Genomic DNA, 24,210 nt, shown 5'->3' on the forward strand with positions numbered 1-24,210 from the left:
TACTTATAGTTATACTAAAAATGAAAGTTCGAAACTGTTAAAGTAAAAAAAAACTTATTAAATCCTCTTTTTTTTTAATCCAAATATATATATATTCGTTTTCCAATCGGGTATTAACAAACATATACTTATTGTTTTTTGGGGGGAAATAAGTCGAACAGGTACCTTACGATAGTAGACAAATCTAAATTATTACTTATGAAAAAGTTGGAGTTAAAAAACTTGACAGTTAAAAAATTAACAAACGAAGAAAAAGAAAACATTAACGGTGGATACTTGGCAAAAACAAATCCATCATCTAAAGCTAGTAACGATTCATCTTGTTATCCAATCGCTTGTATAACTACACCTTCTAACTGGTAATCAACCTAGTTTTTAAATTCTTTAAAAGAGTAATTTCCAAGATTTGGGAATTACTCTTTTTTACTAAATACAACAAAACCAATTAGTTAGGCTGTTAAATATGGAGAATGTTCTACTGACGATTGAAAAAAAAATATGGGAATCTATTGATAATGAAGAAAGGATTGGTTTATTTAACGGATTATCTGGCGTTGCACTTTTCTATGATTATTTGTTTCTCCATGATAACAGGGAAGAATACAAAGAAAAATTAATAATCTTACTTGACAAAATAAATACAATTATAGCGGAAGAACTCAGTTCAGTTAGCTTAAATAGTGGTCTTGCAGGTTTTGGATTGACGTTATTAAAGTTAAAAAATGATTTTGTTTCAATAGATGATTCCTACTTTACAGATATAGATGCTATTCTTAAAGAGGAACTTGAAGAAGAAGCAAACAATAGCAATTATGATTATTTGAATGGATCACTAGGTATAGCGATGTATTTCCTTGAAAGATATAAAAAGGATAAAAATATCGGAACTACAGCCATTTTAAACAATTACATTGGTAAATTTATCTCAAAAATAAATACCGATTTACTACTAATCTTAAGAAAACCAACGCTAAACGAAGGCCATTGCTATTATTTTGGGATGGCTCATGGTGTAGCAAGTTTCATCAATTTTTTACTTTATGCTAAACTTCATTTCACCGATCTCTCACATCAAATTGATGAACCTTTAAAGAATTGTATCGCATTTTTACACTTCCATAAATACAAGAATGACAACAGTAAACAATTGTATCCTAATGTGTTCTTGATAGAGGAGAATAAATTCATAAATCCTTTACTATCCTGGTGTCAGGGTGATTTAGGAATTGCAAATGCACTATACAATGCCGGAGTATTTCTAAATGAAGATCGCATAATAAAAGAAGCGCAAGAGTTGATTGAAAATACCTGTACGATTTCTTTAGAAGAGTCGGGGATAGCAGATTATTCCTTTTGCCATGGAACAATTGGAATACTGATTCAGTACCATTTGGCTTCGATTAAATTTAAGAATGATTATTCTGAAGTATCCGAAAAATGGAAGGAAATACTTGTAAAACAAACCAATAACTTCTTGACTTTTGAAAATTTTGAACAAAAAGAGAAAACTCAGGAAACAAACCTTTTATATGGCTTGACCGGATTAGGGTTAGGGCTATTGTCAATTGATAAAAAAATAAATACAGACTGGTTAGAAATAGTAAACTTGCACTAGTTTTGTACTCCAAATAAATAATAAATACCCAATATAAATGACTTTTTTTGATATTATAGTTAAAAGAGTAACCAATTTTCCTGTGCAATCGTATGAGAAAAACAGAGAGGATTTACACCGTTTTTTTAAAGAAAATAAACTTTTTAAACTTTCTGTCCTTTTATCTTCCATAAGCTTATACAATGATATTGAAAAGGATAAAACCGATAAAATCAAAAATGCGCTGAAAAAATATTTTATCAGGGCTCATTTTAATCCCACTCCATTTGGCACTTTTAATTCTGTTGGTACTTTACAATGGAATGATAAAACCCACATAATCAAGAAATCAACTATTCATTTGAATGTAAAGTACGACAATACTTTTCTTACATCGGTTTATGTGAAAGATTCAACTAAAGACTTATTATCAAGAACTTACACTTTAAATCCGACGATTCATTTCTTACAAAAAGGGAAAATATGCTTTTATAAATCAGAAATTCTAACCAACGACAAAGTAGAAATTAAATTTGTTGAAATTGATTACGATGAGGACTTGCAATGGTTGATGGATCAGTTTAAAAAAAATACTACTATTGATGAATTGGTAAAGCAAATAATGCTGGATGGATTTGAAGAATCCGATATTAGGGATTACTTACTAACTGTTATTGATAGTGGTTTGATAATTGATCAATTCATATTCAATTCATTTACCAAAAAGTTAAGCAATCATAATCCTTTATACCCTTCTTCAATAGTTGAAAAGAACAATCACCTTTTAACTACAACAGAAGCTTTAGAACACTTTACGAATCAATACATTAGCAATCAGGAATCTTTATTAAAAGACAATCCAGATCAGAAAAATTTCTTTGCCATCAACGCATTTGATGAAGAACAAGGAACTATGGATGCTGCGCTTCAAGAAAAAATAAGGAAATTTATTGATTTCACCATTACTTATAATTCCCATACTACATACATTAATGAAAGCCTTACGAAATTCATTACCAAAGTTTCGGAAAAATATAATGATGGTTTAATACCTCTAGTAAAGGTATTTAACCCAAACTCTGGTTTGAATTACACCTCAAATATTTCAGAATACAAGCTAAAACTTGCTGATGAAATTGTTCTAAAAATAGTAAATGCGAAAGATAATAATCTGTATCTGAATTTACCGATCACCGATGATAAAGAAAGGAAAAGAAATAATCTTCCTAATACTTTTACCGTGGTTGTAGAATTATTAACCTGCAAATCAACAGGTAATAAGATAACTTACATACGAAATTTAGGTGCAAATTCCGCATTGAATTTAGTGGCAAGATTCAGTAAAGTAACGAATCCTTTATGCCAAGATATTATCAATTATGAAAAGAAAGTACACGATGGTAAAATCATAGCCGATATAAGCTGCATCGGTTTGTTCAGAAGTGTAAATATTAATGCTGTAGAACAATTATACGACTACAGCTTACCCATAAATACTTCATATACTGATGAATCTAAAACCCTTTTATTATCTGATATCTATATACATCTCTCTAATGGGAAATTAAATTTAGTTTCTAAAAAACATAAAAAGCAAATACTTCCAAAATTAACAACAGCAATTAACACAAAATTGTCTGATTCGGAAATGTATAGATTCTTAAGTGATTTAGAGTTTTACAATCAGGAGCTTTATGATATCAATTTTAATTTTAATAGTTACGATTACTTAAAAAGCTATGTGCCAAGAATTTACTTGGATAAAGAAACATTGCTTCATCCGGCTCAGTTACTTTTGGCTTACGACAATTATACTTTGGAAGAATTTACCGTGTATTTAAATCAACGAATCAAGGAATCCGATTTTTCTACAATAGTAAATTTGAATACGCCTGAAGGTAACTTAACTCTTGACACAACCGATAATGAAGATGTTTTAGTGTTGTTCCAACAATTAAAAACCACTAAAAAACTGTATATCAACGAGTTTATCTATCAAAGTTTTAGTCCGGCCATTGTAGATAATGACGGGAACAATTATCCACATGAATTGGTTGTAAGCGTAAAAAACACCGACTATTTTAGAGACAGTTACCAATACGATGAAATCATTGAAGATACCACAAACCTGTCTGAAAATGTACCCATTGTATCGGACTGGTTGTATTTGGATTTATACCGAAATACCTACTCAAATAATGATATTCTAAAGCATATTCATGAAACTATCATTTCGAAAAATATCGTAAATAAATTCTTTTTCGTAAATTATAAAAACACCGAAGATCATATTAGAGTTCGATTCCAGACAACTTCAATTGAAGTGAAGGAATTAATAATTCAAAGCATTAATCAATTAAAAATAAACAGTATCATCAGTAAATATCATATTGTTCCTTATGAGCAAGAAATTCACCGATACGGAGGTTTAGAATTAATGGAATATGCTGAAAGTATTTTTGATTTGGATAGTCGTGACTTCATCGAAAAAATAGTTCTAGACGAATGTGATGATGAGACCAGACGTATACTATCTATTTTAAAAATCAAAAATTACTTGGAGTTCTTTGGTTTTACGCCTGATGAGATGATAACTCATTGTGAAAGATCTATCGAATCTTTTTCAAGAGAATTTGAACTTACACCTCAATTAAGAAAGACTTTTAATAAAGATTACGCCGACATCAAAGCAAAAATCGACAACTTAGACTATTCAAATTTTTTAAATAACAACAGTCTGAAAGGAAGGTTAGGTGAAAACTTACCAAAAATGAGACCAACTGCTTCCCATTATGCTTGGATTCTAATTCATATGAGTATGAATAGGCATTTCAATGAAAATCAAAGATTTAATGAGTTCAAATCCTATTACATGACTAAATCCTATTTGAATCAGCTCAAATATTCGAAAAAGAATATTGAGATAGCATTGGTATCGTAATTCTACAATAAATACGTTTTATCTTAATCTATTTCAATAAGATAACGATAAAAAAAGCCTCTTATTTTGAGGCTTTTTTATCATTATCCAATGCATTCCTTTCTATGAAAGCTTTATAGATTTTCAATTCATTCCAGGTAAATTGATCTCCATATTTTTCTTTTAACGGAGTAAGTGTTGTATCGATAAAACCGTCAAAGGCTTTTGCTAATTCGTCTAAAATATCCTTAGGAAGTACTTCTGTAATAGCAATAGTTCCATTTTCAATTAATTTAGCAATATGACTACCAATGGTTTGAGCGGATAGCTTTCGCACATCAGCTATCTCTTCAATAGAATGATTGGACTTCCAAAGTTCCAACGTTTCTTCATAAGTAGATTTTTTGGCAACCTTTTCCTTTTTTGATTTTTTTAAACTTGAATCATAATCGAAATCATCATCCATTAAGCTTGAATTACTACTTTTAAATTCTTTTTTCACAAGAGCTACCATATTCGCTTTATAAGTTTTCATTTCTTCAGATGACATATTCTCTTTTGAAATAGTTACGCCTGAAGTAATGTGTTGGGCCATCAATTTTGCTTTCATCATCCCGAATACTGCTTTAATTTGTAATTCTTCCAAAAGCTGTAACTCTTCTAGAATACCTTTCGTTTTCTTTTTTCCTTTGAATTCTTCTTGTTTCCAAAGGATTTCGAACACCAATCCGTCAAAAATCTTAAAAAAATAATCATAGGCAGCCGAAATTCGTTGGTGAATGTACTGGTAATCCTTTGTTTCACGTGAAAAGAGAAAATCCAATTGATTTCTAAATTTTTTAGCCGACTCCTGTATTCCTTCCAAAACTTCGGTTTGCTTCTTAGCCCATTGAAAATGCACAGATTGCTTCTTATTATCTCGAACGCCATATTGATGATTGCGCCATTCTTGCGTTAAATTCTGCCAATCAAAACTAGCTTTAAGGTATTCCAATAGGAATTTTTGAGTTTGTAAAGCCAAAGATTCAGCTAAAATGGTATTGTTTGCTTTATGATTTGTATAACCAACCACATCAGCGTCATTCAAAACTCCATTCAAATTAAGCGGAGAAAGCAAAATAAGGCCATTTAAGGAACGCAAACGCGATAAAGCAACATAGGCCTGCCCGGGTAAAAAAATATGCGACATATCCAACGCTGCTTTGTCAAACGTTAATCCCTGACTCTTATGGATCGTTATCGCCCAAGCCAATTTAATTGGGTAGTGCACATAAGTTCCCATTATTTCCTCTACAATCTCTTTAGTATCAGGATGTAATGAGTATCGAATATTTTGCCATTCGTAGCGTTCAACTGTAACAATTTTTCTTTCATCTGGAAAATCAACAACAATTTCTTCTTCAGACAAAGCTTTGATAATTCCCATTTTACCATTATAAAACCTCTTTTCAGGAGACAAATCGTTCTTAATGAACATAACTTGCGCACCTTCTTTGAGTTCTAACTCGCTATCAATGGGATAAATTTTTTCGGGAAAATCACCCACTATTTCAGGAAGGTATTTGAAAACTTTTGCTGGTAATTCGGCCAATGCTTTCGAATTCATTGCATCAGCTTTAGTGTTATGTGTTGTTAGTGTTATATAACCAGGATGCTCTTGCAAATTAAATTCCCGATTTACATACTGGTTCAGAAGTTGAATATTTTCATCTGTAATCTGATTTTGGCGTAAATTATTGAGTAACGAAACGAATAGGCTGTCGGTTTGTCTAAAAATTTTAGACAATTCAATGTATAACGGAGGGTTTTGACGAATAACCTGAGAGTGAAAAAAATACCTACCATTGTAATGATTTCGCAATACTTTCCACTCTTCTTCTTTGATTACTGGAGGCAACTGAAGTAAATCCCCAATAAAAAGTAACTGTACACCACCGAAAACGCGATCCGATTTTCGAACAATACGCAGCATAAAGTCCATAGCATCCAATAAATCGGCACGAAGCATACTGACTTCATCGATAATCAGTAAGTCCATGTTTCTGATAACCGATTTCTTTAGGTTGTTCATTTTGAAATGCCTAGAGAGTGTACTTTTGGTTTCAAAACGAACGAATTCAGAGAATTGCGGCGTACTGTAGTCAGGAATAAAGGCTGAAAAGGGGAGTTGAAACAACGAATGAATTGTTACCCCGCCGGCATTAAGTGCTGCAATACCTGTGGGCGCAACAACGACAACATTTTTATGAGTCGTTTGAATGATTTCGTGGAGTAGGGTAGTCTTTCCTGTTCCCGCTTTTCCGGTAAGAAAGATGTTTTGTTGTGTTTGATTGATGAATTGTAAAGTGAATTTGGCTTCTTCTGAAATTGTATACATATGGCTTATAATAAAAGAACTAAAGTATTGAATTTTAGCAAATAAGTTTTGAAAACTAGTGACCAATCCAAAAAAAAAGCCTTCAATTGTATTGAAGGCTCTATATTTTTCGAAGCAATTATTTTTTTACTTCCTCTTTCTTTTCTTCTTTCTTCTCTTCTGTTTTTCCTTTAGCGGCGTGACGATCGTTCAAGGCTTTGATAACATCTTTAGTGATATCATACGAATCTTTCGCATAAAGTACTGTAGCTGCATCACCCGTTCCATAGATATAATCGTAACCTTTCTCTTTACCATAGCCTTTGATAAAATCTCTTACATCTTTCACTATTGAATCTCTCTCAGTTCCACCTTCCATTTGCAATTGTTGTGCAATCGCTTGTTCAGCATACGCTAATTGTTGGCTTCTTTGTTGTAACTCTCCGTATTTTTGTTGTGCCCAAGCCTGACCTTTAAGTTGCGCATTTTTTTGAAAGCTTTGCTTTTCTGCTTCCAATTTTTTGGCTTCAATTTGGATTTCTCTAGCTTTTACTTGGCTTTTAGTTTTAAACTTTTCTTCCAACTCTTTGTACTGAGTATATTCTTCCATTAATTTAACGGTATCAATATAGGCAGTTTTGAATTCTTTCACTTCGGGAGCTTTGTTACATGCAAAAACAGAAACAACGATAGCTGCTACAACAACAATTTTTTTCATTTTATTCTTTTCGGTTAATTTTTAAATTTTGGTAAAAATAACATTTTTTTAGAATGTTCGTTTGATTCGCATTTTAATTCTTTTTTGGATAAAAAAACGATCATAAATTTTATCTATTAAAATCAAATTTTAATTATTTTCAACAATAAAAAACGGCGCAAATGCCTTTTATTTCTGCTTAAAACTAAAATTAGAAAGGTGTTTTCCTTGTAAACACCCTAAAACCCTTTTAAAACAGCTTAAAATGCGTTTTACTGGTTTTTTAGAAGATAAATGTGCGAAGAATATTCCTTCGAAACATTTGCTTTCCAATTGGAACAAAATCCAACCCAAAAAGCTCTCAAAAAATTCATTTTTCCATTTTTGTATTTTTCAGAGAGGAGAGCAACATAAAAACTATCAAAAACCATAGGAAGCACTTTTACCAGTTTCAGGTTTTCTTTAGCAAATAATTTTTCAATGCTTGTTTTGGAAAAATGCCAAAGATGTCTCGGAACATCATAAGCTGCCCAAAATTCTCCATAATACGTTGCATCATAAGATTTGAAGTTGGGAACAGCAATAATGATGGTTCCGTTAGGCTTTAGTAATCGCTTTAATTGTTGAATTTGGTGTTCCACGTTGGGCACATGTTCCAAGACATGCCACATAGTAATAACATCAAACTGCTGGTTTTCAATACTTTCTATGCTATTTTCAAAGCTAACACCTTTAGAAACAGCTAATTTTTTGGCATTTTCATTAGGCTCAATACCCGTAATTTGCCAACCGTTTGCCTTGGCTGTCACTAAAAAGTCACCTGTTCCTGCGCCAATATCCAATAAACTTCCTTTTTCATGGTGCAAAGAGTTGAGTAAACTCACTTTTTTATTCAAGGAATAAATTTTTACCCAATGATACATTTTTTCAAACAAAGAGCGTTTAGCATCTGTATGTGAAATGTAATCTTCACTTTCGTAATATTTCCCTAAGTTTTCCAATTCGGGTTGTGGATGCGTTTTTAACAATTGTAACTCTTCGTCCAAGAGTAATTCAAATTTTTCTCCCGATACGGAGTGATCTTTAACTTTGATGTAAACGTTTTGATTTGAAAAATTCATTATATCTGTAACTATTTTTATTTTATTTATAGCGCTATGCATTCTGATGGAATCCAGCCTTCATCTTGGGATACATGATTTTTAACCCAAGACCATCCATTCAATGATTCCAATAACTCGACTTGCTCGTCTTTGTGCACTGTTAATTCCTGCGCCGAATATTTTTTTAGTATGATTCCAGTTTTTTTATTTTCTGAAAATTGAATTATTTGATTGGGAATCCAGCCTGCATTACTTCGGTCTGACAATTCGGCCCAAATCCAACCTTTCCATTTTTCTTCAGTTTCTTCCATTCCCAAAAAAACAACATCTCCAACATTCAAAAGAATAGGGTTGGTGTACTGTTTTGTATAGGCTTGAGTAATTCTAAAAATTTTCATTGTATCCGTTCCACGTGAAACATTTTAATAAAATAAAATACGAAGTAAAAAGAAAATCTTTATACTTCGTAATTAATTTGTAATTTATCTACCCATGAAAACCAATAATACAGAAATATCATTTGGAGATACTCCACTAATTCGTGATGCTTGAGATATAGTCACTGGACGGATTTTTTTTAATTTTTCACGCGCTTCATACGAAAGCGATTTCAAAGCATCATAATCAAAATTATCCGGGATGCGAATATTCTCCAAACGATGCAACTTTTCCGCGTTAGTACGTTCCTTTTCAATATAACCAGAATATTTAACTTGTATTTCTGCTTGTTCTAAAATTTCAGTGTCCAATTGATTTTCATTAGTATAATCTCTCACTTTTTCAAACTTCATCATATCATCCATTTCAATTTGCGGGCGTGAAAATAATTTAAACATTTTATCGCCCTGTGAGATTGGCGAACTTTCTTTGGCTTCCAAAACCGGATTCGCTTCACCGATAGAAACCGAAGTTTCTTTAAAGAAGGAAACCATTTTTTCAGCTTCATTAAATTTATACTCCATGCGACGCATTCTTTCATCTGATGCCAAACCAATTGCATTCGACATTGGCGTTAAACGATAATCGGCATTATCCTGACGCAACAAAGTTCTATATTCGGCACGAGAAGTAAACATGCGATACGGTTCTTCTGTACCTTTTGTAATTAAATCGTCAATTAACACTCCAATATAGGCTTCATCACGTTTTAAAGTAAATTCATCACGTTCTTGTGATTTTAAAGCTGCATTAATACCAGCCATCAAACCTTGTGAAGCAGCTTCTTCATAACCCGTCGTTCCATTGATCTGTCCTGCGAAATACAAACCTTCCACCAATTTAGTTTCTAATGTATGCTTTAATTGGGTAGGAGGGAAGTAGTCGTACTCGATGGCATAACCCGCACGGAAAAATTTTACGTTTTCAAAACCTTCAACCGAACGTAATGCTTTGAATTGAACATCCTCAGGAAGTGAAGTAGAAAAACCATTTACATACACTTCAACCGTATTCCAACCCTCAGGCTCAACAAACAATTGATGTCTGTCTTTATCTGCAAATCGATTGATCTTATCTTCGATAGATGGACAGTATCTTGGTCCTAGTGATTTGATTCTTCCGTTAAACATAGGAGAACGTTCAAAGCCTTCGCGCAACAAATCGTGCACTAAAGGCGAAGTATAAGTCATATGACAATCACGTTGAACCGTCAAAGGTTTTGTTATATCTGAATAGGAAAATTTTGCAGGAGTAACATCACCTGGTTCAACACGCATTTTAGAATAATCCAACGATCGTCCATCCACACGGGGAGGAGTTCCAGTTTTCATTCTACCGGCTTGAAAACCTAATTGAATCAAATCTTCTGTAATACCATACGAAGCACTTTCTCCCGCACGGCCACCTCCGAATTGCTTGTCTCCAATATGAATCAAACCATTCAAAAAAGTACCATTAGTCAAAACAACCGTTTTAGCATAAATAGACAAACCCAAGGCAGTTTTGATCCCAATTACCTTACCGTTTTCTGCAATAATTCCAGAAGCCATTTCTTGGTAGAAATCCAAATTAGGAGTTTGTTCTAACATCAAACGCCACTCTTCAGAGAAACGCATACGATCACTTTGAACACGTGGAGACCACATGGCAGGACCTTTCGATTTATTCAACATCTTGAATTGAATCGCTGTTTTATCTGAAACGATTCCTGAGTAACCACCCAACGCATCAATTTCACGAACAATTTGTCCTTTTGCAATTCCACCCATTGCGGGATTACAAGACATTTGCGCAATATTCTGCAAACTCATCGTAACCAACAATGTTTTACTTCCTAAATTGGCGGCAGCGGCAGCAGCTTCACAACCTGCATGTCCAGCACCAACAACTATTACATCATACTTATCTAAAAACATTTTCTTATCTCTTTATTGTTTCACGTGAAACAAAATATTCAATTAAATTAAAAAGTTTAAAATTGTTTCACGTGAAACAATTTTAAAAACCCACCATCAATTTGTTTCACGTGAAACAAATTGATGGTGTAATAGAATCTTAATGTTTCACGTGAAACATTTGTAATTTTTCATCTTCCTTTAAACGCATTAAATTCGCTTCTTCTTCCGATTTGTCTTTATATCCGCAGTAATGTAAAACACCGTGGATAACAACACGCTTTAATTCATCTTCAAAAGCAACAGCTAAATCATTAGCATTGTCCCGAACACGCTCAATAGATATGAATATATCGCCACTTATTACATTGTCTTCAGAATAGTCGAAACTAATAATATCTGTTAAATCATCATGGTTTAAGTACTGTTGATTGATCTCTAAAAGATATTCATCATCACAAAAGATATACGTGAGTTCACCTAGAATCTTCCCTTCAGAAACAACAACATTTTCAATCCATTCTGTAAAAACAATTTCATCGTCTAAAGTAAAATCTATTTCGTAATTATAATCTATCATTCTCTTTAAAGTATTCTTGTACGCGTTTATTAAATTGAGAGCGCAAAGGTAATGTTTGTCTATTTAAAATTTCTATACTCTTTAAATATTCTTGTAATTTTAAAGGTAGGGCAGGAGCATTGTTTTGAAAATCCTTTTTATTGGTTGTAGCCTCTCTTTTATTGTCTTGCTTCTGTTCTTGAACGGCTTGTTCTAATTTGAGTAATTCGTATTTTAAATTCAATGCTTTTTGGATCACATCTTGTGTAAAACCTTTGTTAATTAATTGGCGTTCGATCTGTTTCATTTTATCCAAAGTTCCCTGACCTGCACCTGTTAAACCATGTTTTTGTAATTCGTTTTCCAAAGCTTCACGCAGTTGACGTTGCTCTTTAAGTATATCTAAAACTGCTTTTGCATCACCCTCACCATCGCTTCCTTCGCCTTCTTTACCTTTTCCATTATTGCCTTTGCTTCCGGATTGACCACCTGATTTGCCTCCCGACTTTTCACCTGGTTTATCACCTGGCTTTGCTCCAGGTTGTTCTCCTCCCTCTTTTTGTCCTTCTTGCATTTTTTTTCCTAAACCCTCTTGCTTCTTAATAATATCTGGTAATTGCATACCACTACCTTGTCCTTTTCCTGGTTTAGGTGCTCCTTGTCCAGACCCAGACATCGCCATCTGCATGTTGTTCAAAGCGTCTGCAAGAAGGTTGGCTAATGTATTGGCACTAGTTAAACTATACTGTTGACTAGCCGTGCCACGGCCCAATTGATTTTCGGTAAAATAATCAATACTCTTGTCGATGTTATAATATACATTTCCAATTTCATTAGTAATTTTTTCTCCAATTTTCGGGTTACGAAGTGACATGGCAAATAAACTATCATCAACATGTTTGAATTGAAATTTTAAATCTTGTTGTTCTTTCAAATACTTTGTAAAGGTTGAATTACCTCTAGATGCTTTAAAATTATTCATCAATTTTTCTTGTGAAAAAGAGAATTCTAAAAGATTATCCAAAATTTGACGGAGCATTTTTACATCTTCTTCCATTTGTTCTTGCTCACCACTTTGCATTTCCTGCTGCATACTTTGGCTCATTTGTTGCATTTTTTTGGCAGCACTCTTTTGTTTAGGCGACGCCTTAGATGGTGAATTTTTCTTTAATTCATCGGAAGCATTTTTTAAATCATTATCAATACTTTGTTCCTTTTCTTTATCATTAGGTATATCCAAAGGGGATTTTAATTCTTTATTCTCCTTCTGTAATTCCTCTAAATCTTTTTGAATTTTATCAAACTCCTGGTTGATTTGATTTTGCTTTTGTTCTAAATTCCCTTCTTTTTCTTCAGAAAGCTTTTCTTGTTTTTCAGCTAACTGATTTAATTTATCGGCAATTTGTTCCGCTTTCTTTTCTACATAATAACGCTTCGTTAGTTCAACCAATTGTTCTAAACTTTTAGTTTGGTTCTTGCTTTTTTGCTGGAACTTTTCTATCTTATCCAACAAATCTTCTTGTTCTAACTTATTGTTTAAATCTTTTAACTCATCCAAAAGTTTCTGATTCTTTTCAGCATCTTTATCCACTTTTTCCAAACGTTCTTTTAATAATTCCTTTTCAGGATCTACTTCATTAGGGTTAAACTTTTCCAAATTCTCTTTCATTTTTTCTGAGAATTCTTTCATCATTTCTTCCTGCTGTTTTTGACGCTTAATAAAATCATTTATCTTTTGTTGATCCTTATAATCCAATTCTTTTTTCTCTTTATTGGTATTTTGGATCTTATCCAATTCATTCAATTGTTTGTCTTGTGCCTTGAGTGCCTTCTCCAAACCTTGAATACTTTGGTTTTGATTTTCTAAATACTGATCTTGCTTTTCACTTTCTGTATCTTCACGGTGTGAGAAAACTACCGATTTTGAACTCTTAAAATTATGAATAGCATCATTATCGAAAACCTCAAAATAGTATTCATAATTAACCCCAGATTCAATTGGTAAATTACTAGGGAAAGCAAAAACAAATTGATCATAAATATCTTTTTTGATACCAATCGTACCACGTTTGGCAGCCAGTGGATTGTTCTTAGGATAATAAATAATTGAAAGTTTAGATAAACCATAATCATCAGATATCTGACCTAAAACAAAATTAGTTTTACTCTTCAAACTGTCTGGTGCCATCTCAACTTTAATTGTTGGATACTGATCTTTGACAACATTAATAGCATAGCTTAGCTTTTCATAGTTTTTTACCAACTTATTCGAAGTAACTATTTGATATTCTGAATTTTGATATAAATTTCTTGCTAAAACAAACGAATTTTCAACATTTCGAAAAGAAAAGTGTTGTTTACCTTCCAACATAGACACAAAATCAGTTGCAATTGTATTCATTTTCCAAGTAATAAAAGTTCCTTCAGGAACAATAGCATTACCCGTACCTTTAATAATTTCTGATTTCTTATTGAGATACTTTGGATAATTCAGCACCATCTCGAAATTAGCAATCGATGGTACAGTCGTTACTTTTAAAGTAAAATCCTCAGAAACTACATCATTGGCTTCGATATGAAAAGAAACATTATTGCTTGGTTTTTCGAAAACGTATTGGAAAACACCTGGCTGGATACTTTCCATAAAATAACTCTCATCATTAATAAAAATCATTGCTTTATCGGGAACAACATTGCCAACAGTTGTGATACGTAATGTGAAATCTTTATTCTGTTCGGTAATCAAATTTCCAGAAACAAGAAAGTTAAATGGGGCAGGTGGGGTGTAATGATTTTGATAATGCAAGACACGCCCCATACCATCAGTAATTAATTCTTGTCGTCCTGAAATCATTAAAAAGAATATAATCAACAATGGAATCAGGGCCAATGGCAAAAACTTTTTGTTTTTTTTAAAGTCAATGGCATTTGAAAACGGAATGGGTTGTAATGAATTCGCTTTTTGTTCGATGGAAGCTAAAAGTAATTCCGATTGATTGACATCATTACTAAGCTGTAAAAAATTGATCAACTTATCATTAACAGTCGAAAAGTGATTACCGATAATAGCCGAAGCTTCATTATAATCGATACCTTTTTGCAACTTAAATAATTTAAGAACCGGAAAAACGATAAACCTTCCTAGTAAAAAAAGTTCAACCAAAATAAACAACCAAAAAAGAATGGTTCTTCCAGAAGGTTGTAACCAAAGGAAATATTCCACAAAACTCGTAAAAAGAAAATACAACAAACCCAACCCGACGAAAAACAAAGTTCCACGTAAAAGCTCATTGGTGTAGAATTTCTTTATGAACTCTTCTAATTTAGTAAATATGATTGCTTTAGAATCCAAGGTAAATTATTTAAATATAACTTATAAAGTTACGATTTTTGCTGAATATCAAAACAATTAGTAATTTTAGTAGAATCTAAAACTAAAATTATGAAGTACTTATTGGCATATACGATACCACTTGTAGCATTTTTAGGAATTTACTATCAAGGTATTTGGGCCTATTCAGCTTGGGCATACGCATTCCTATTGCTGCCAATTTTAGAAATACTGATGCCTTTAAATGAAAAAAATTATTCAGAATCGGAAATACAAAGTAAACTTTCCAATCGATTTTATGATATTCTATTGTATTTGAATGTACCGATTGTTTATGGAATGTTATGGTTTACTTTAAATAAAGTCACTACGACTGAACTAACAGTAGTAGAATTTATAGGAACAATTTTAAGTTTAGGAATTGTTTTAGGTTCAAACGGAATTAATGTAGGACATGAATTGGGACACAGAGAGCAATGCTATGAAAGAATTTTAGGTAAACTATTACTCATTCCTTCACATTATACTCACTTTTTTATTGAACATAATCATGGACATCATTTACATGTGTCAACACCGGAAGATCCTTCTACAGCAAAATTGAATCAAAATTTATATGCATTTTGGATCCAAACAGTTGCAGGAACATATACCAAAGCATGGAAAATTCAGAAAAAAATAAATGAAGTAAACCAAATCAACTATTTAAATATAAAAAATGATATGTTTTGGTTTACCCTAATTCAAATAGGCTATCTAGTAACGATAATTTCAATTTTTGGAACCAAAGGATTTCTAGTCGCATTATTTTCAGGCATTGTTGGCTTGCTATTATTAGAAACAATCAATTATATTGAACACTATGGTTTAATGCGCAAACAGACACCATCTGGAAGATATGAAAGAGTTACAGAAAAACATTCATGGAATTCAAATCATATTTTAGGTCGAATCATATTATATGAACTAACAAGACATTCGGATCATCATTACAAATCACAAAAAAAATATCAAATCTTAGAGTATCACGATGTTTCTCCACAAATGCCCTATGGCTATCCAACGAGTATGGTTTTGTCATTTTTTCCACCGATTTGGTTCAACATTATGAACAAAAGAATTCCAAAAGAATAAATTACCAAAACTAGAGAAGAACATCACAGAAAGTTAAAGTCTAAAATAAGTCTATTGTAGCTAACTCTTTTTATCTTTGCAATCTAATTTTTAGCAACATGTCGAAGCCAGTTAGAGTGCGTTTTGCACCAAGTCCAACAGGACCTTTACATATAGGCGGTGTACGAACAGCCTTATTCAATTATTTATTTGCCAAAAAACACAATGGTGTTTTCTATTTACGTGTGGAAGATACAGATCAAACTCGTTTTGTTCCAGGTGCAGAAGCCTATATTATGGAAGCATTAGAATGGTTAGGAATTCCTCCTGATGAAACTGTGGGTAAAAATGAGAAGTTTGGTCCATACCGTCAAAGTGAAAGAAAAGAGTTATACAAGCAATATGCAGACCAGCTGATAGAAAATGGTTGGGCTTATTTCGCTTTTGATACCGCAGAAAAATTAGATGACTTGCGTAAAGCAGCAGAAGCAGAAGGTAAAACATTTATATATAATCATTCTGTTCGTGAAACTTTGGATAATTCATTAACTGTTTCACGTGAAGAAGTAGAAAAAAGAATAGCAAACGGTGATGCTTATGTTGTACGTTTCAAAACTCCGGTCAATGAAACTTTGCATTTACAAGATATCATTCGTGGGGATATAAAATTTGAAACCAATTTATTAGACGATAAAGTATTGTTTAAGAGTGATGGTATGCCAACCTACCATTTAGCAAATATTGTAGACGATCATCTGATGGAAACATCTCACGTTATCCGTGGAGAAGAATGGTTACCTTCGATGCCATTACATGTCTTATTGTACAAAGCTTTTGAATGGGAAGCACCTGAATTTGCACATTTACCATTGATACTGAAACCAGTTGGAAATGGAAAATTATCCAAACGAGATGGAGACAAAATGGGATTCCCAGTATTTCCATTAGAATGGAAAACCGAGGAAGGCACTTCTATGGGCTATCGTGAAAATGGTTTCTTTCCTGAAGCAGTAGTTAACTTTTTAGCATTACTAGGATGGAATGACGGAACGGAACAAGAAATTTTTTCTCTAAACGAATTGATTCAAAAGTTTGATCTAAACCGTGTTAATAAGTCGGGTGCGAAGTTTGATCCTGAAAAGAACAAATGGTTCAATCATCAGTATCTGCAAAAAGAAAGTGATGCCAATTTAGCTAAATCATTTGAAGCTATTCTTACTGAAAAAGGGATTTCAACTTCATCAGATATTACAAGAATTGTTTCTTTGAACAAAGAAAGAGCCAACTTTGTAACTGATTTATGGGATTTAACCGATTATTTCTTCGTAGCACCAACGTCTTATGACGAAAAGGCGGCTAAAAACTGGAAAGAAGAAACTCCTGCGTTGATGAAGCAATTAATCACAGTATTAGAAGCCATAACAGACTTTACTAGTGTAACTATTGAAAACGAAGTAAAAGAGTGGTTAACATCAAACGAAATTGGAATGGGTAAAGTAATGCAACCTTTCCGTTTAAGCTTGGTAGGGAAGATGATGGGACCCCATTTATTTGATATTGTAGAAATTCTTGGTAAACAAGAATCTATTGCACGAATAGAAAAAGCGATTGCAACATTATAAAAAGAAACCCCCGGATAACCGGGGTTTTTTATTATTTGGAGGTACAGTTGTAATAAATAGGCGTTTTAAAAAACAAAACAATTCTACTATGACTCATATCTGTCGAATACTGATCGTACAATTCCAATCGTTGAATCATATCTGTACAATCGGCAAAATAATAACGGATTTTTAAGAAAATTTCTGAACGTTGTGTTATACTCTTTTTACTTGTACCATTATCAAAAGAATGATAATCTAGAATCTTATTATTATTGTCAATTACATAAAAAACATACTTAATTAAACTGGAATCTTCGTCCTGAGTCGTTCTAAAAATTAGTTTCTTCGTCGCAGTTTCTGATAAAACAAAATAACCTTCGGAAACTGATGAACCTTCTAAGATAAAGGATTGAAATTTATTAACACCAACTGTTACCCAATCAAAATCCTTAAAATGTAGGGTTACCTCTTTATTGCTATTGGTTTGATAACTGATTTTTCTTTCGTTATAATCCACTTTAAATGTGTTGGTTTTAATAGTTTCCTTAATACCGGATTTTAAAAGAATTTCATCTTCGTCTAAAGCAGATAAAGACAATAAGTAACAAAAAATAAGTAATAGTTGTTTCATAGTTTTTAGCAATTGATTCTGATTCAAAACTACTTCTTACGTGTTAAATCAGCTTTACTATAAAACTATGAATGGTTTAAAAAACCAGTATAGTAAGGTTGTATTTGTAAACTAAATAAAAAGAAAAACTCCCAAAATTGGGAGTTTGTTTACTATAAGTTAATTAGAATCTGACCGGATAACATTCCTATGTGACCTTTAAAATCATCATTATTATTTTTAATTCTAAGATCGTCAAATTTATTTAAGTTGTTGAATATATTGTTTAAACCGTACTGATAAAAGATAAAAGCACGAATATGTTTACCACCTGCAGAGGCACCAATGTAGAAATTTCCATTAACTTTTGTAATATCTACAATGTCTTCGGCCAACAAGGCAGTTCCTTTAATCACATTATTTTTTTCGCCTTGATTGATTTTAAGTTTGCCATTTACCTGTAATACAGGACCAAAGTCAATTGAAACATGATTCTCAACTAAGTTAGCACTTAATAACAATCGGATTTGAGCTCCGGATAATTTGTAACAAACATTTTCGTTTTGCAATAAACCATTCAATGTTTCCACAGAAAAATTACTTTCAGTGAACTCCATTCCAAAAACCATACTCCAGTCATTGTAAAAGTTACCTCTAACAGAAAGACCACCAATCCATCCAATTTCCGGTTTGGTATTAAAATTAGATGTATAAAGCGAAGTATGAGTTACACCACCTGAAAAACCGATATGATTTCCATCATTCTTACGGTATTGTGAAAACGAAAGGGTAGTGCTCAAAACGAAGACAATCAATAGGATGCGTTTCATATATTTAAAAATTTCGGCGAAAGTAAACATTATAATTGTAAAACGGTTTGTAACATTTAAAATTATTTAGCGTATAACTTATATAACAAACTAATCTTTATAAATCATGAACCCATTTACAATTGCTATTCTCCTTTTCGGATTTATCCTTCTGATGTCTAGTTTTTTTACTGTTAAACAACAAACGGCAGCTGTTATTGAACGTTTTGGTAAATTTCAAAGTATCAGAAATTCCGGTTTACAACTTAAAATTCCTATTATTGATCGCATAGCAGGAAAAGTAAATCTTAGAATTCAACAATTAGATGTAATCATCGAAACACAAACGAAAGACAATGTGTTCATTAAAATGAAAGTTTCAGTACAATTTAAAGTAATACAAGAAAATGTATATGATGCTTTTTACAAATTAGAATATCCTCACGATCAGATTACTGCGTATGTATTTGATGTGGTTCGTGCTGAAGTACCGAAATTAATTTTAGATGATGTTTTTGTACGTAAAGATGATATTGCTATTGCTGTAAAACGAGAGTTGAACGAAGCAATGACTACTTATGGTTATGATATTATCAACACTTTAGTAACTGATATTGATCCGGATATCCAGGTAAAAAATGCCATGAACCGAATCAATGCTGCTGAAAGAGAAAAAACTGCTGCCATGTTTGAGTCTGAAGCACAACGTATTCGAATTGTAGCCAAAGCCAAAGCAGAAGCAGAAAGTAAAAAATTACAAGGACAAGGTATTGCTGATCAACGTCGAGAAATTGCTAAAGGATTAGTTGAAAGTGTTGAAGTGCTAAATAATGTGGGAATCAATTCGCAAGAAGCTTCGGCACTTATTGTAATTACTCAGCATTATGACACATTACAAGCAATTGGTGCTGATACCAATTCAAATTTAATTTTATTACCAAATTCTCCACAAGCAGCAACCGATATGTTAAATACAATGGTTGCAAGTTTTGCAGCATCAAATCAAATTGGAGAGTCGATGAAAAATCAAAAGAAAATTAGTAAAAAATCAAACGATACTACTTCGACAGATTTTAATCCATCTGATACTTCAAATCCAACTGACCTTTCGTAAGATTTTAAAAATACAATTTAAAAGAGTTCATTTCATGAGCTCTTTTTTTTTGTGATTAAAATGGTAACTAAAAAAAGTAAAATTTAAGCTTTCTGAATGTAAAATTAAAATAAAGTGATTTAAGCAATTTTTAGAGTTATAAACAATAAAATACCTTACCACATTTTTTTATACGCTTACAATAAAAATATGAAAGTCAACTATAATAAATAAAATCTATTCAATTTTATAAAAACATAGATTATTTCTAAATAAACTATTTTAAAGTAACTAAAAAAGTAGAAAATTCAAATAAGCTTATTAAAGCGATTTTTAGGTGTTTAAAAGTAAAATCACCTTGCTTAAAAAATAAAATACCTTAGAATTAAAATATGAAAGTCAATGTTAATAGATATAAACTATTATTTTAAAAATAAAATAAATTTAACATATAATAATAAAATTCATTCTATATTTTTTTTTCTATTAATAAAAACTATATTATCAATTAGCTCTAAAATTTTTAAGCAAAATAAATTTGATTGGATATTCATTAGTATCATTTTGTGGCTGATGAAAATTTAGAAATACTAATTTCTCTACATAAACTTTTTCCAATTGTACTTGTATGGAATTTCTCTTCGAAAATATACAAGTTTCAATGTTTCAAACCTGAATAAGTAAAAGCGCTTACTAATTTTAGTAGTTAACTAGTTGATTAATGATCCATAGTGTTGATAAACCAATTTTAAACCTTAGTTGTTAACATCTTTAACGTTAACTTGGTTATCCTTTTACTTCAAGTAACAGAACAAAACTAGCAGTAACATAGAACAATTAATAGTGAGAAAAGCCTATATTTTAAGAGGAAATACAATCAATTTATAAGAACTTTTTTTTATCAAAAAAAACAAAAAACCCTCTCAGTACTTTTACTAAAAGGGTTTTTAATCTATTGAAAATAAAATAGTTATTCTTTATTTTCCACTTTTGCCCAAGTATCTCTTAAACCAACCGTTTTATTAAATACCAGTTTTTGAGCAGAGGAATCACGATCTACACAGAAATAACCTAAACGTTGAAATTGAAATTGATCCAACTCTTTAGCTGATTGCAAACTTGGTTCAACAAATCCTGTAATTACTTTTAAAGAGTCAGGATTAATAAATTCTTTAAAGTCAACTTCTTTATTTCCATCAGGACTTTCATGCGAAAATAAACGGTCATAAATGCGTACTTCAGCTGGTAGAGCATGTTGTGTAGAAACCCAATGAATCGTTCCTTTAACCTTACGTTTACTAGCTTCTGTACCACTTCCAGAACGAGAATCTGAGTCATATGTAGCATGAATTTCAATGATATTTCCATCGGCATCTTTAACTACAGATTCACCTTTTATGATATATGCATTCTTTAAACGAACCTCTGTTCCAAGTGTTAAACGGAAGAATTTTTTATCAGCTTCTTCTTTAAAATCTTCTCTTTCAATATAAATCTCTTTAGAAAAAGGTACTTTTCTATAGGTTAATACCTCTTCTTCAGGGTTATTTTCAGCTTCTAACCATTCATCCTGACCTTCTGGATAATTAGTAATTACCAATTTTATCGGATCTAAAACAGCCATTACACGTGGTGCAGTCTTATTCAAATCTTCACGTACACAGAATTCTAAAAGCGAAACATCAATCAAATTGGTTCGTTTGGCAATACCAATTGTATCGGCAAAATTACGAATCGAAGCCGGTGTATATCCTCTTCTTCGCATACCTGAAATAGTACTCATTCGAGGATCATCCCAACCAGTAACATGCTTTTCTTCAACTAATTGCAATAATTTTCGTTTAGAAACGACTGTATGCGATAAATTTCTTCTGGCAAATTCACGTTGTTTTGGACGTACCTTATTTTCATCATAAATATTATCTAAAAACCAATCGTATAACTCTCTATGCGGTAGGAATTCTAAAGTACAAAATGAGTGCGAAATTTGCTCTAAATAATCACTTTCACCGTGTGCCCAGTCGTACATTGGATAAATACACCAATCATCACCAGTTCTGTGGTGATGTTTGTGTAAAATACGATACATAATAGGATCACGCATTAACATATTAGAAGAAGCCATATCGATTTTAGCACGTAAAATATGCGTACCTTCTTCGAATTCTCCATTTTTCATACGTTCAAAAAGATCTAGATTCTCTTCAATCGAACGATCTCTATAAGGACTATTTGTTCCAGCTTGTGTTGGAGTTCCTTTTTGTTTTGCCATTTCTTCAGAAGATTGGCTGTCTACATAGGCTTTTCCTTTTTTGATTAATTCAACTGACCAATCGTAAAGTTGTTGAAAATAATCCGATGCATAACATTCTTCTGCCCATTTGAAACCCAACCATTCTACATCACGTTTAATAGCATCAACATATTCCTGCTCTTCTTTAGCTGGATTGGTATCATCAAAACGTAAATTTACAGGTGCTTGATAATCAATACCTAAACCGAAATTTAAACAAATTGCACTGGCATGACCCACATGCAAATAGCCATTAGGTTCTGGTGGAAAACGAAAACGTAATTTAGCGGGAGACAAACCATTTTTTAAATCTTCTTCAATGATTTGTTCTATAAAGTTCAATGATTTTTCTTTTGTAGACATTGTATATTTTTATCTTTTGAACAAAGATAAAAAAAGTTTAAGGTTTAAGGTTTAAAGTTGTTTAATAAACCTTGAACTTGTACCTTTAACGTTCAATTTTTATAGCCAAATGGGAATTATTAGATTACAAAATATACGCACATTCTCTTATCATGGGTGTTTAGTAGAAGAAAGTAAAATTGGGAGTGACTACCGTGTTGATTTAGAAATACATGCCGATTTAACAAAATCATCAGAAAGCGATAAGCTTGCAGATACTGTAGATTATGTCCATTTGAATAAAATTGTAGTGGAAGAGATGGCGATTCGTTCCGAATTATTGGAGCACGTAGCGCAACGAATTATCAATAGAACACTTCAAGAGTTGCAAATGGTAACCCAAGTTACGGTAGAAGTTTCTAAAATTAACCCTCCAATTGGTGGTGACGTTCAACAAGTTACTATAGTGATCACAAAAAATAGGTAAAAGAAGAAAGAAAATAGACAAACTTTTAACTTTTGACTTTTAAAATTTAAACTTTTTACTATATTTGCAATCCACAATGGCGTCGTGGCCGAGCGGCTAGGCACCGGTCTGCAAAACCGTCTACCCCGGTTCGAATCCGGGCGATGCCTCAAAAAGAGTTACAGTAATGTAGCTCTTTTTTTTATGTTCTTTTTTTAGAAAAACTTAAGTTAAAGAGAACTAAACTAAATGGTATTATAATAAAAAAGAGCAACAAATGTTGCTCCTTATATAATTTGTTTTAAACCTTCTTAATCTTGATCACCGGTGTTTTGGCAACCGATAAATTCAAGTCGGAGGTAAAGGTAATTTTATGAATGATAATCAGGTTTGCTTTGTCATTCTTAATAATTTCATCATACACATCTTGTGGAATTTTATTTCCAGCAATTTCGTAACTGGCCAAAGTATCGCCATTAGTATTCGTTAAATACAAACGAAAACCTGTTATTGAAATCGTGTAATCCAAAAAGAAATCAATCATTTTAATAGAAACTTCCGCATTTAAAAGTTCTTTGGTAGGTATTTCAACCACACAATCCGTATTAAGACAGCCTTTTTGATTTACTAACAATGCAGCTGTAGGTAATGGTTTTACTTTAAAAACATGTTCTTCAACAACCTTAGTACTGTCTAAACTTTCAATTTCTAAAGTAATTTTAGTCTCGTTTCCTGATCTAGGTTTGATACTATAAGTTCCGTCTTCATTCTTTGTTATTTCCTGACCTTTTATTTTAAATGATTTTGCGTTGTTTACAGCAATCGAAATAGGATTGGGGATACCTCGGTAAAGAATATTCATTTTATCCGCGGAAATAACCGAAATTTTAGGTTTGATAGCAACTACAGAATCTTGTTGCGCATAAAAGGTAGAAGTAAACAGAAGTAGGAATAGTAGTTTTTTCATAGGGTTTTAAATTAAAAAAG

18 protein-coding genes and 1 tRNA gene are annotated in these 24,210 nt (G+C 32.2%); 8 read left to right on the top strand and 11 right to left on the bottom strand.

Translation table 11 applies throughout. The features are described 5' to 3' along the window. Positions 1-198 precede the first annotated feature (198 nt). From ACFO7M_RS04175 to ACFO7M_RS04185, 3 genes are all read left to right on the top strand, one after another. Positions 199-363, top strand: a complete 165-nt coding sequence (locus ACFO7M_RS04175; RefSeq protein ID WP_379717784.1) for a hypothetical protein — start codon at positions 199-201, stop codon at positions 361-363. Between the two features lie 100 nt (positions 364-463). Next, entirely contained in the window at positions 464-1,615 is a 1,152-nt protein-coding gene (locus tag ACFO7M_RS04180; RefSeq protein WP_379734196.1) for a lanthionine synthetase LanC family protein, read from the top strand. Positions 1,616-1,652: 37 nt separating this feature from the next. Then, complete coding sequence (locus ACFO7M_RS04185) at positions 1,653-4,535, top strand: lantibiotic dehydratase (RefSeq protein ID WP_379734198.1); 2,883 nt, start codon at positions 1,653-1,655, stop codon at positions 4,533-4,535. A 61-nt stretch (positions 4,536-4,596) separates the two neighbouring features. On the opposite strand, the gene ACFO7M_RS04190 is transcribed toward ACFO7M_RS04185, so the two are convergent. From ACFO7M_RS04190 to ACFO7M_RS04220, 7 genes are all read right to left on the bottom strand, one after another. Continuing rightward, complete coding sequence (locus ACFO7M_RS04190) at positions 4,597-6,891, bottom strand: helix-turn-helix domain-containing protein (RefSeq protein WP_379734200.1); 2,295 nt, start codon at positions 6,889-6,891, stop codon at positions 4,597-4,599. Positions 6,892-7,009: 118 nt separating this feature from the next. Beyond that, on the bottom strand, positions 7,010-7,588 hold the full coding sequence (locus tag ACFO7M_RS04195; RefSeq protein ID WP_379717776.1) for an OmpH family outer membrane protein: 579 nt from the start codon (positions 7,586-7,588) through the stop codon (positions 7,010-7,012). Between the two features lie 251 nt (positions 7,589-7,839). After that, entirely contained in the window at positions 7,840-8,688 is an 849-nt protein-coding gene (locus tag ACFO7M_RS04200; protein WP_379734202.1) for a class I SAM-dependent methyltransferase, read from the bottom strand. A gap of 26 nt (positions 8,689-8,714) precedes the next feature. Further along, entirely contained in the window at positions 8,715-9,068 is a 354-nt protein-coding gene (locus ACFO7M_RS04205; protein WP_379734204.1) for an SH3 domain-containing protein, read from the bottom strand. Positions 9,069-9,152: 84 nt separating this feature from the next. Further along, complete coding sequence (gene mnmG / locus ACFO7M_RS04210; protein ID WP_379734206.1) at positions 9,153-11,024, bottom strand: tRNA uridine-5-carboxymethylaminomethyl(34) synthesis enzyme MnmG; 1,872 nt, start codon at positions 11,022-11,024, stop codon at positions 9,153-9,155. A gap of 139 nt (positions 11,025-11,163) precedes the next feature. After that, entirely contained in the window at positions 11,164-11,583 is a 420-nt protein-coding gene (ybeY, locus tag ACFO7M_RS04215; RefSeq protein ID WP_379734208.1) for an rRNA maturation RNase YbeY, read from the bottom strand. After that, entirely contained in the window at positions 11,570-14,914 is a 3,345-nt protein-coding gene (locus tag ACFO7M_RS04220) for a hypothetical protein (RefSeq protein WP_379734210.1), read from the bottom strand. The genes ybeY and ACFO7M_RS04220 overlap by 14 nt, the downstream gene beginning before the upstream one ends. A gap of 90 nt (positions 14,915-15,004) precedes the next feature. On the opposite strand from ACFO7M_RS04220, the gene ACFO7M_RS04225 reads away from it, so the two are divergent. After that, positions 15,005-16,027, top strand: coding sequence for an alkane 1-monooxygenase (locus tag ACFO7M_RS04225; RefSeq protein WP_379734212.1), 1,023 nt, complete (start codon positions 15,005-15,007; stop codon positions 16,025-16,027). Positions 16,028-16,125: 98 nt separating this feature from the next. Further along, positions 16,126-17,628: a glutamate--tRNA ligase gene (gltX, locus tag ACFO7M_RS04230; RefSeq protein ID WP_379734214.1), complete on the top strand. Its 1,503-nt coding sequence runs from the start codon at positions 16,126-16,128 to the stop codon at positions 17,626-17,628. Between the two features lie 31 nt (positions 17,629-17,659). On the opposite strand, the gene ACFO7M_RS04235 is transcribed toward gltX, so the two are convergent. Further along, the gene (locus ACFO7M_RS04235; RefSeq protein WP_379717761.1) at positions 17,660-18,241 is read right to left on the bottom strand and encodes a hypothetical protein; all 582 of its coding nucleotides are present in this window, start codon (positions 18,239-18,241) and stop codon (positions 17,660-17,662) included. Between the two features lie 152 nt (positions 18,242-18,393). Then, on the bottom strand, positions 18,394-19,050 hold the full coding sequence (locus ACFO7M_RS04240) for a PorT family protein (protein ID WP_379717759.1): 657 nt from the start codon (positions 19,048-19,050) through the stop codon (positions 18,394-18,396). Between the two features lie 106 nt (positions 19,051-19,156). Between ACFO7M_RS04240 and ACFO7M_RS04245 the strand changes: the two genes are divergently transcribed. Next, complete coding sequence (locus ACFO7M_RS04245; protein WP_379717757.1) at positions 19,157-20,143, top strand: SPFH domain-containing protein; 987 nt, start codon at positions 19,157-19,159, stop codon at positions 20,141-20,143. A gap of 949 nt (positions 20,144-21,092) precedes the next feature. Here the strand turns inward: ACFO7M_RS04245 and ACFO7M_RS04250 are convergent. After that, complete coding sequence (locus ACFO7M_RS04250) at positions 21,093-22,778, bottom strand: glutamine--tRNA ligase/YqeY domain fusion protein (protein ID WP_379734216.1); 1,686 nt, start codon at positions 22,776-22,778, stop codon at positions 21,093-21,095. 109 nt (positions 22,779-22,887) lie between these two features. Between ACFO7M_RS04250 and folB the strand changes: the two genes are divergently transcribed. Both folB and ACFO7M_RS04260 read left to right on the top strand, forming a co-directional pair. Beyond that, on the top strand, positions 22,888-23,244 hold the full coding sequence (gene folB, locus ACFO7M_RS04255; RefSeq protein ID WP_379734218.1) for a dihydroneopterin aldolase: 357 nt from the start codon (positions 22,888-22,890) through the stop codon (positions 23,242-23,244). Between the two features lie 78 nt (positions 23,245-23,322). Further along, positions 23,323-23,393: transfer RNA gene (locus ACFO7M_RS04260), tRNA-Cys, on the top strand. A 131-nt stretch (positions 23,394-23,524) separates the two neighbouring features. Here ACFO7M_RS04260 and ACFO7M_RS04265 read toward each other — a convergent pair. After that, on the bottom strand, positions 23,525-24,190 hold the full coding sequence (locus tag ACFO7M_RS04265) for a hypothetical protein (protein WP_379734220.1): 666 nt from the start codon (positions 24,188-24,190) through the stop codon (positions 23,525-23,527). Positions 24,191-24,210: the final 20 nt, after the last annotated feature.

It is taken from the genome of Flavobacterium sp. GCM10023249 (assembly GCF_042653365.1).
GTDB lineage: Bacteria > Bacteroidota > Bacteroidia > Flavobacteriales > Flavobacteriaceae > Flavobacterium.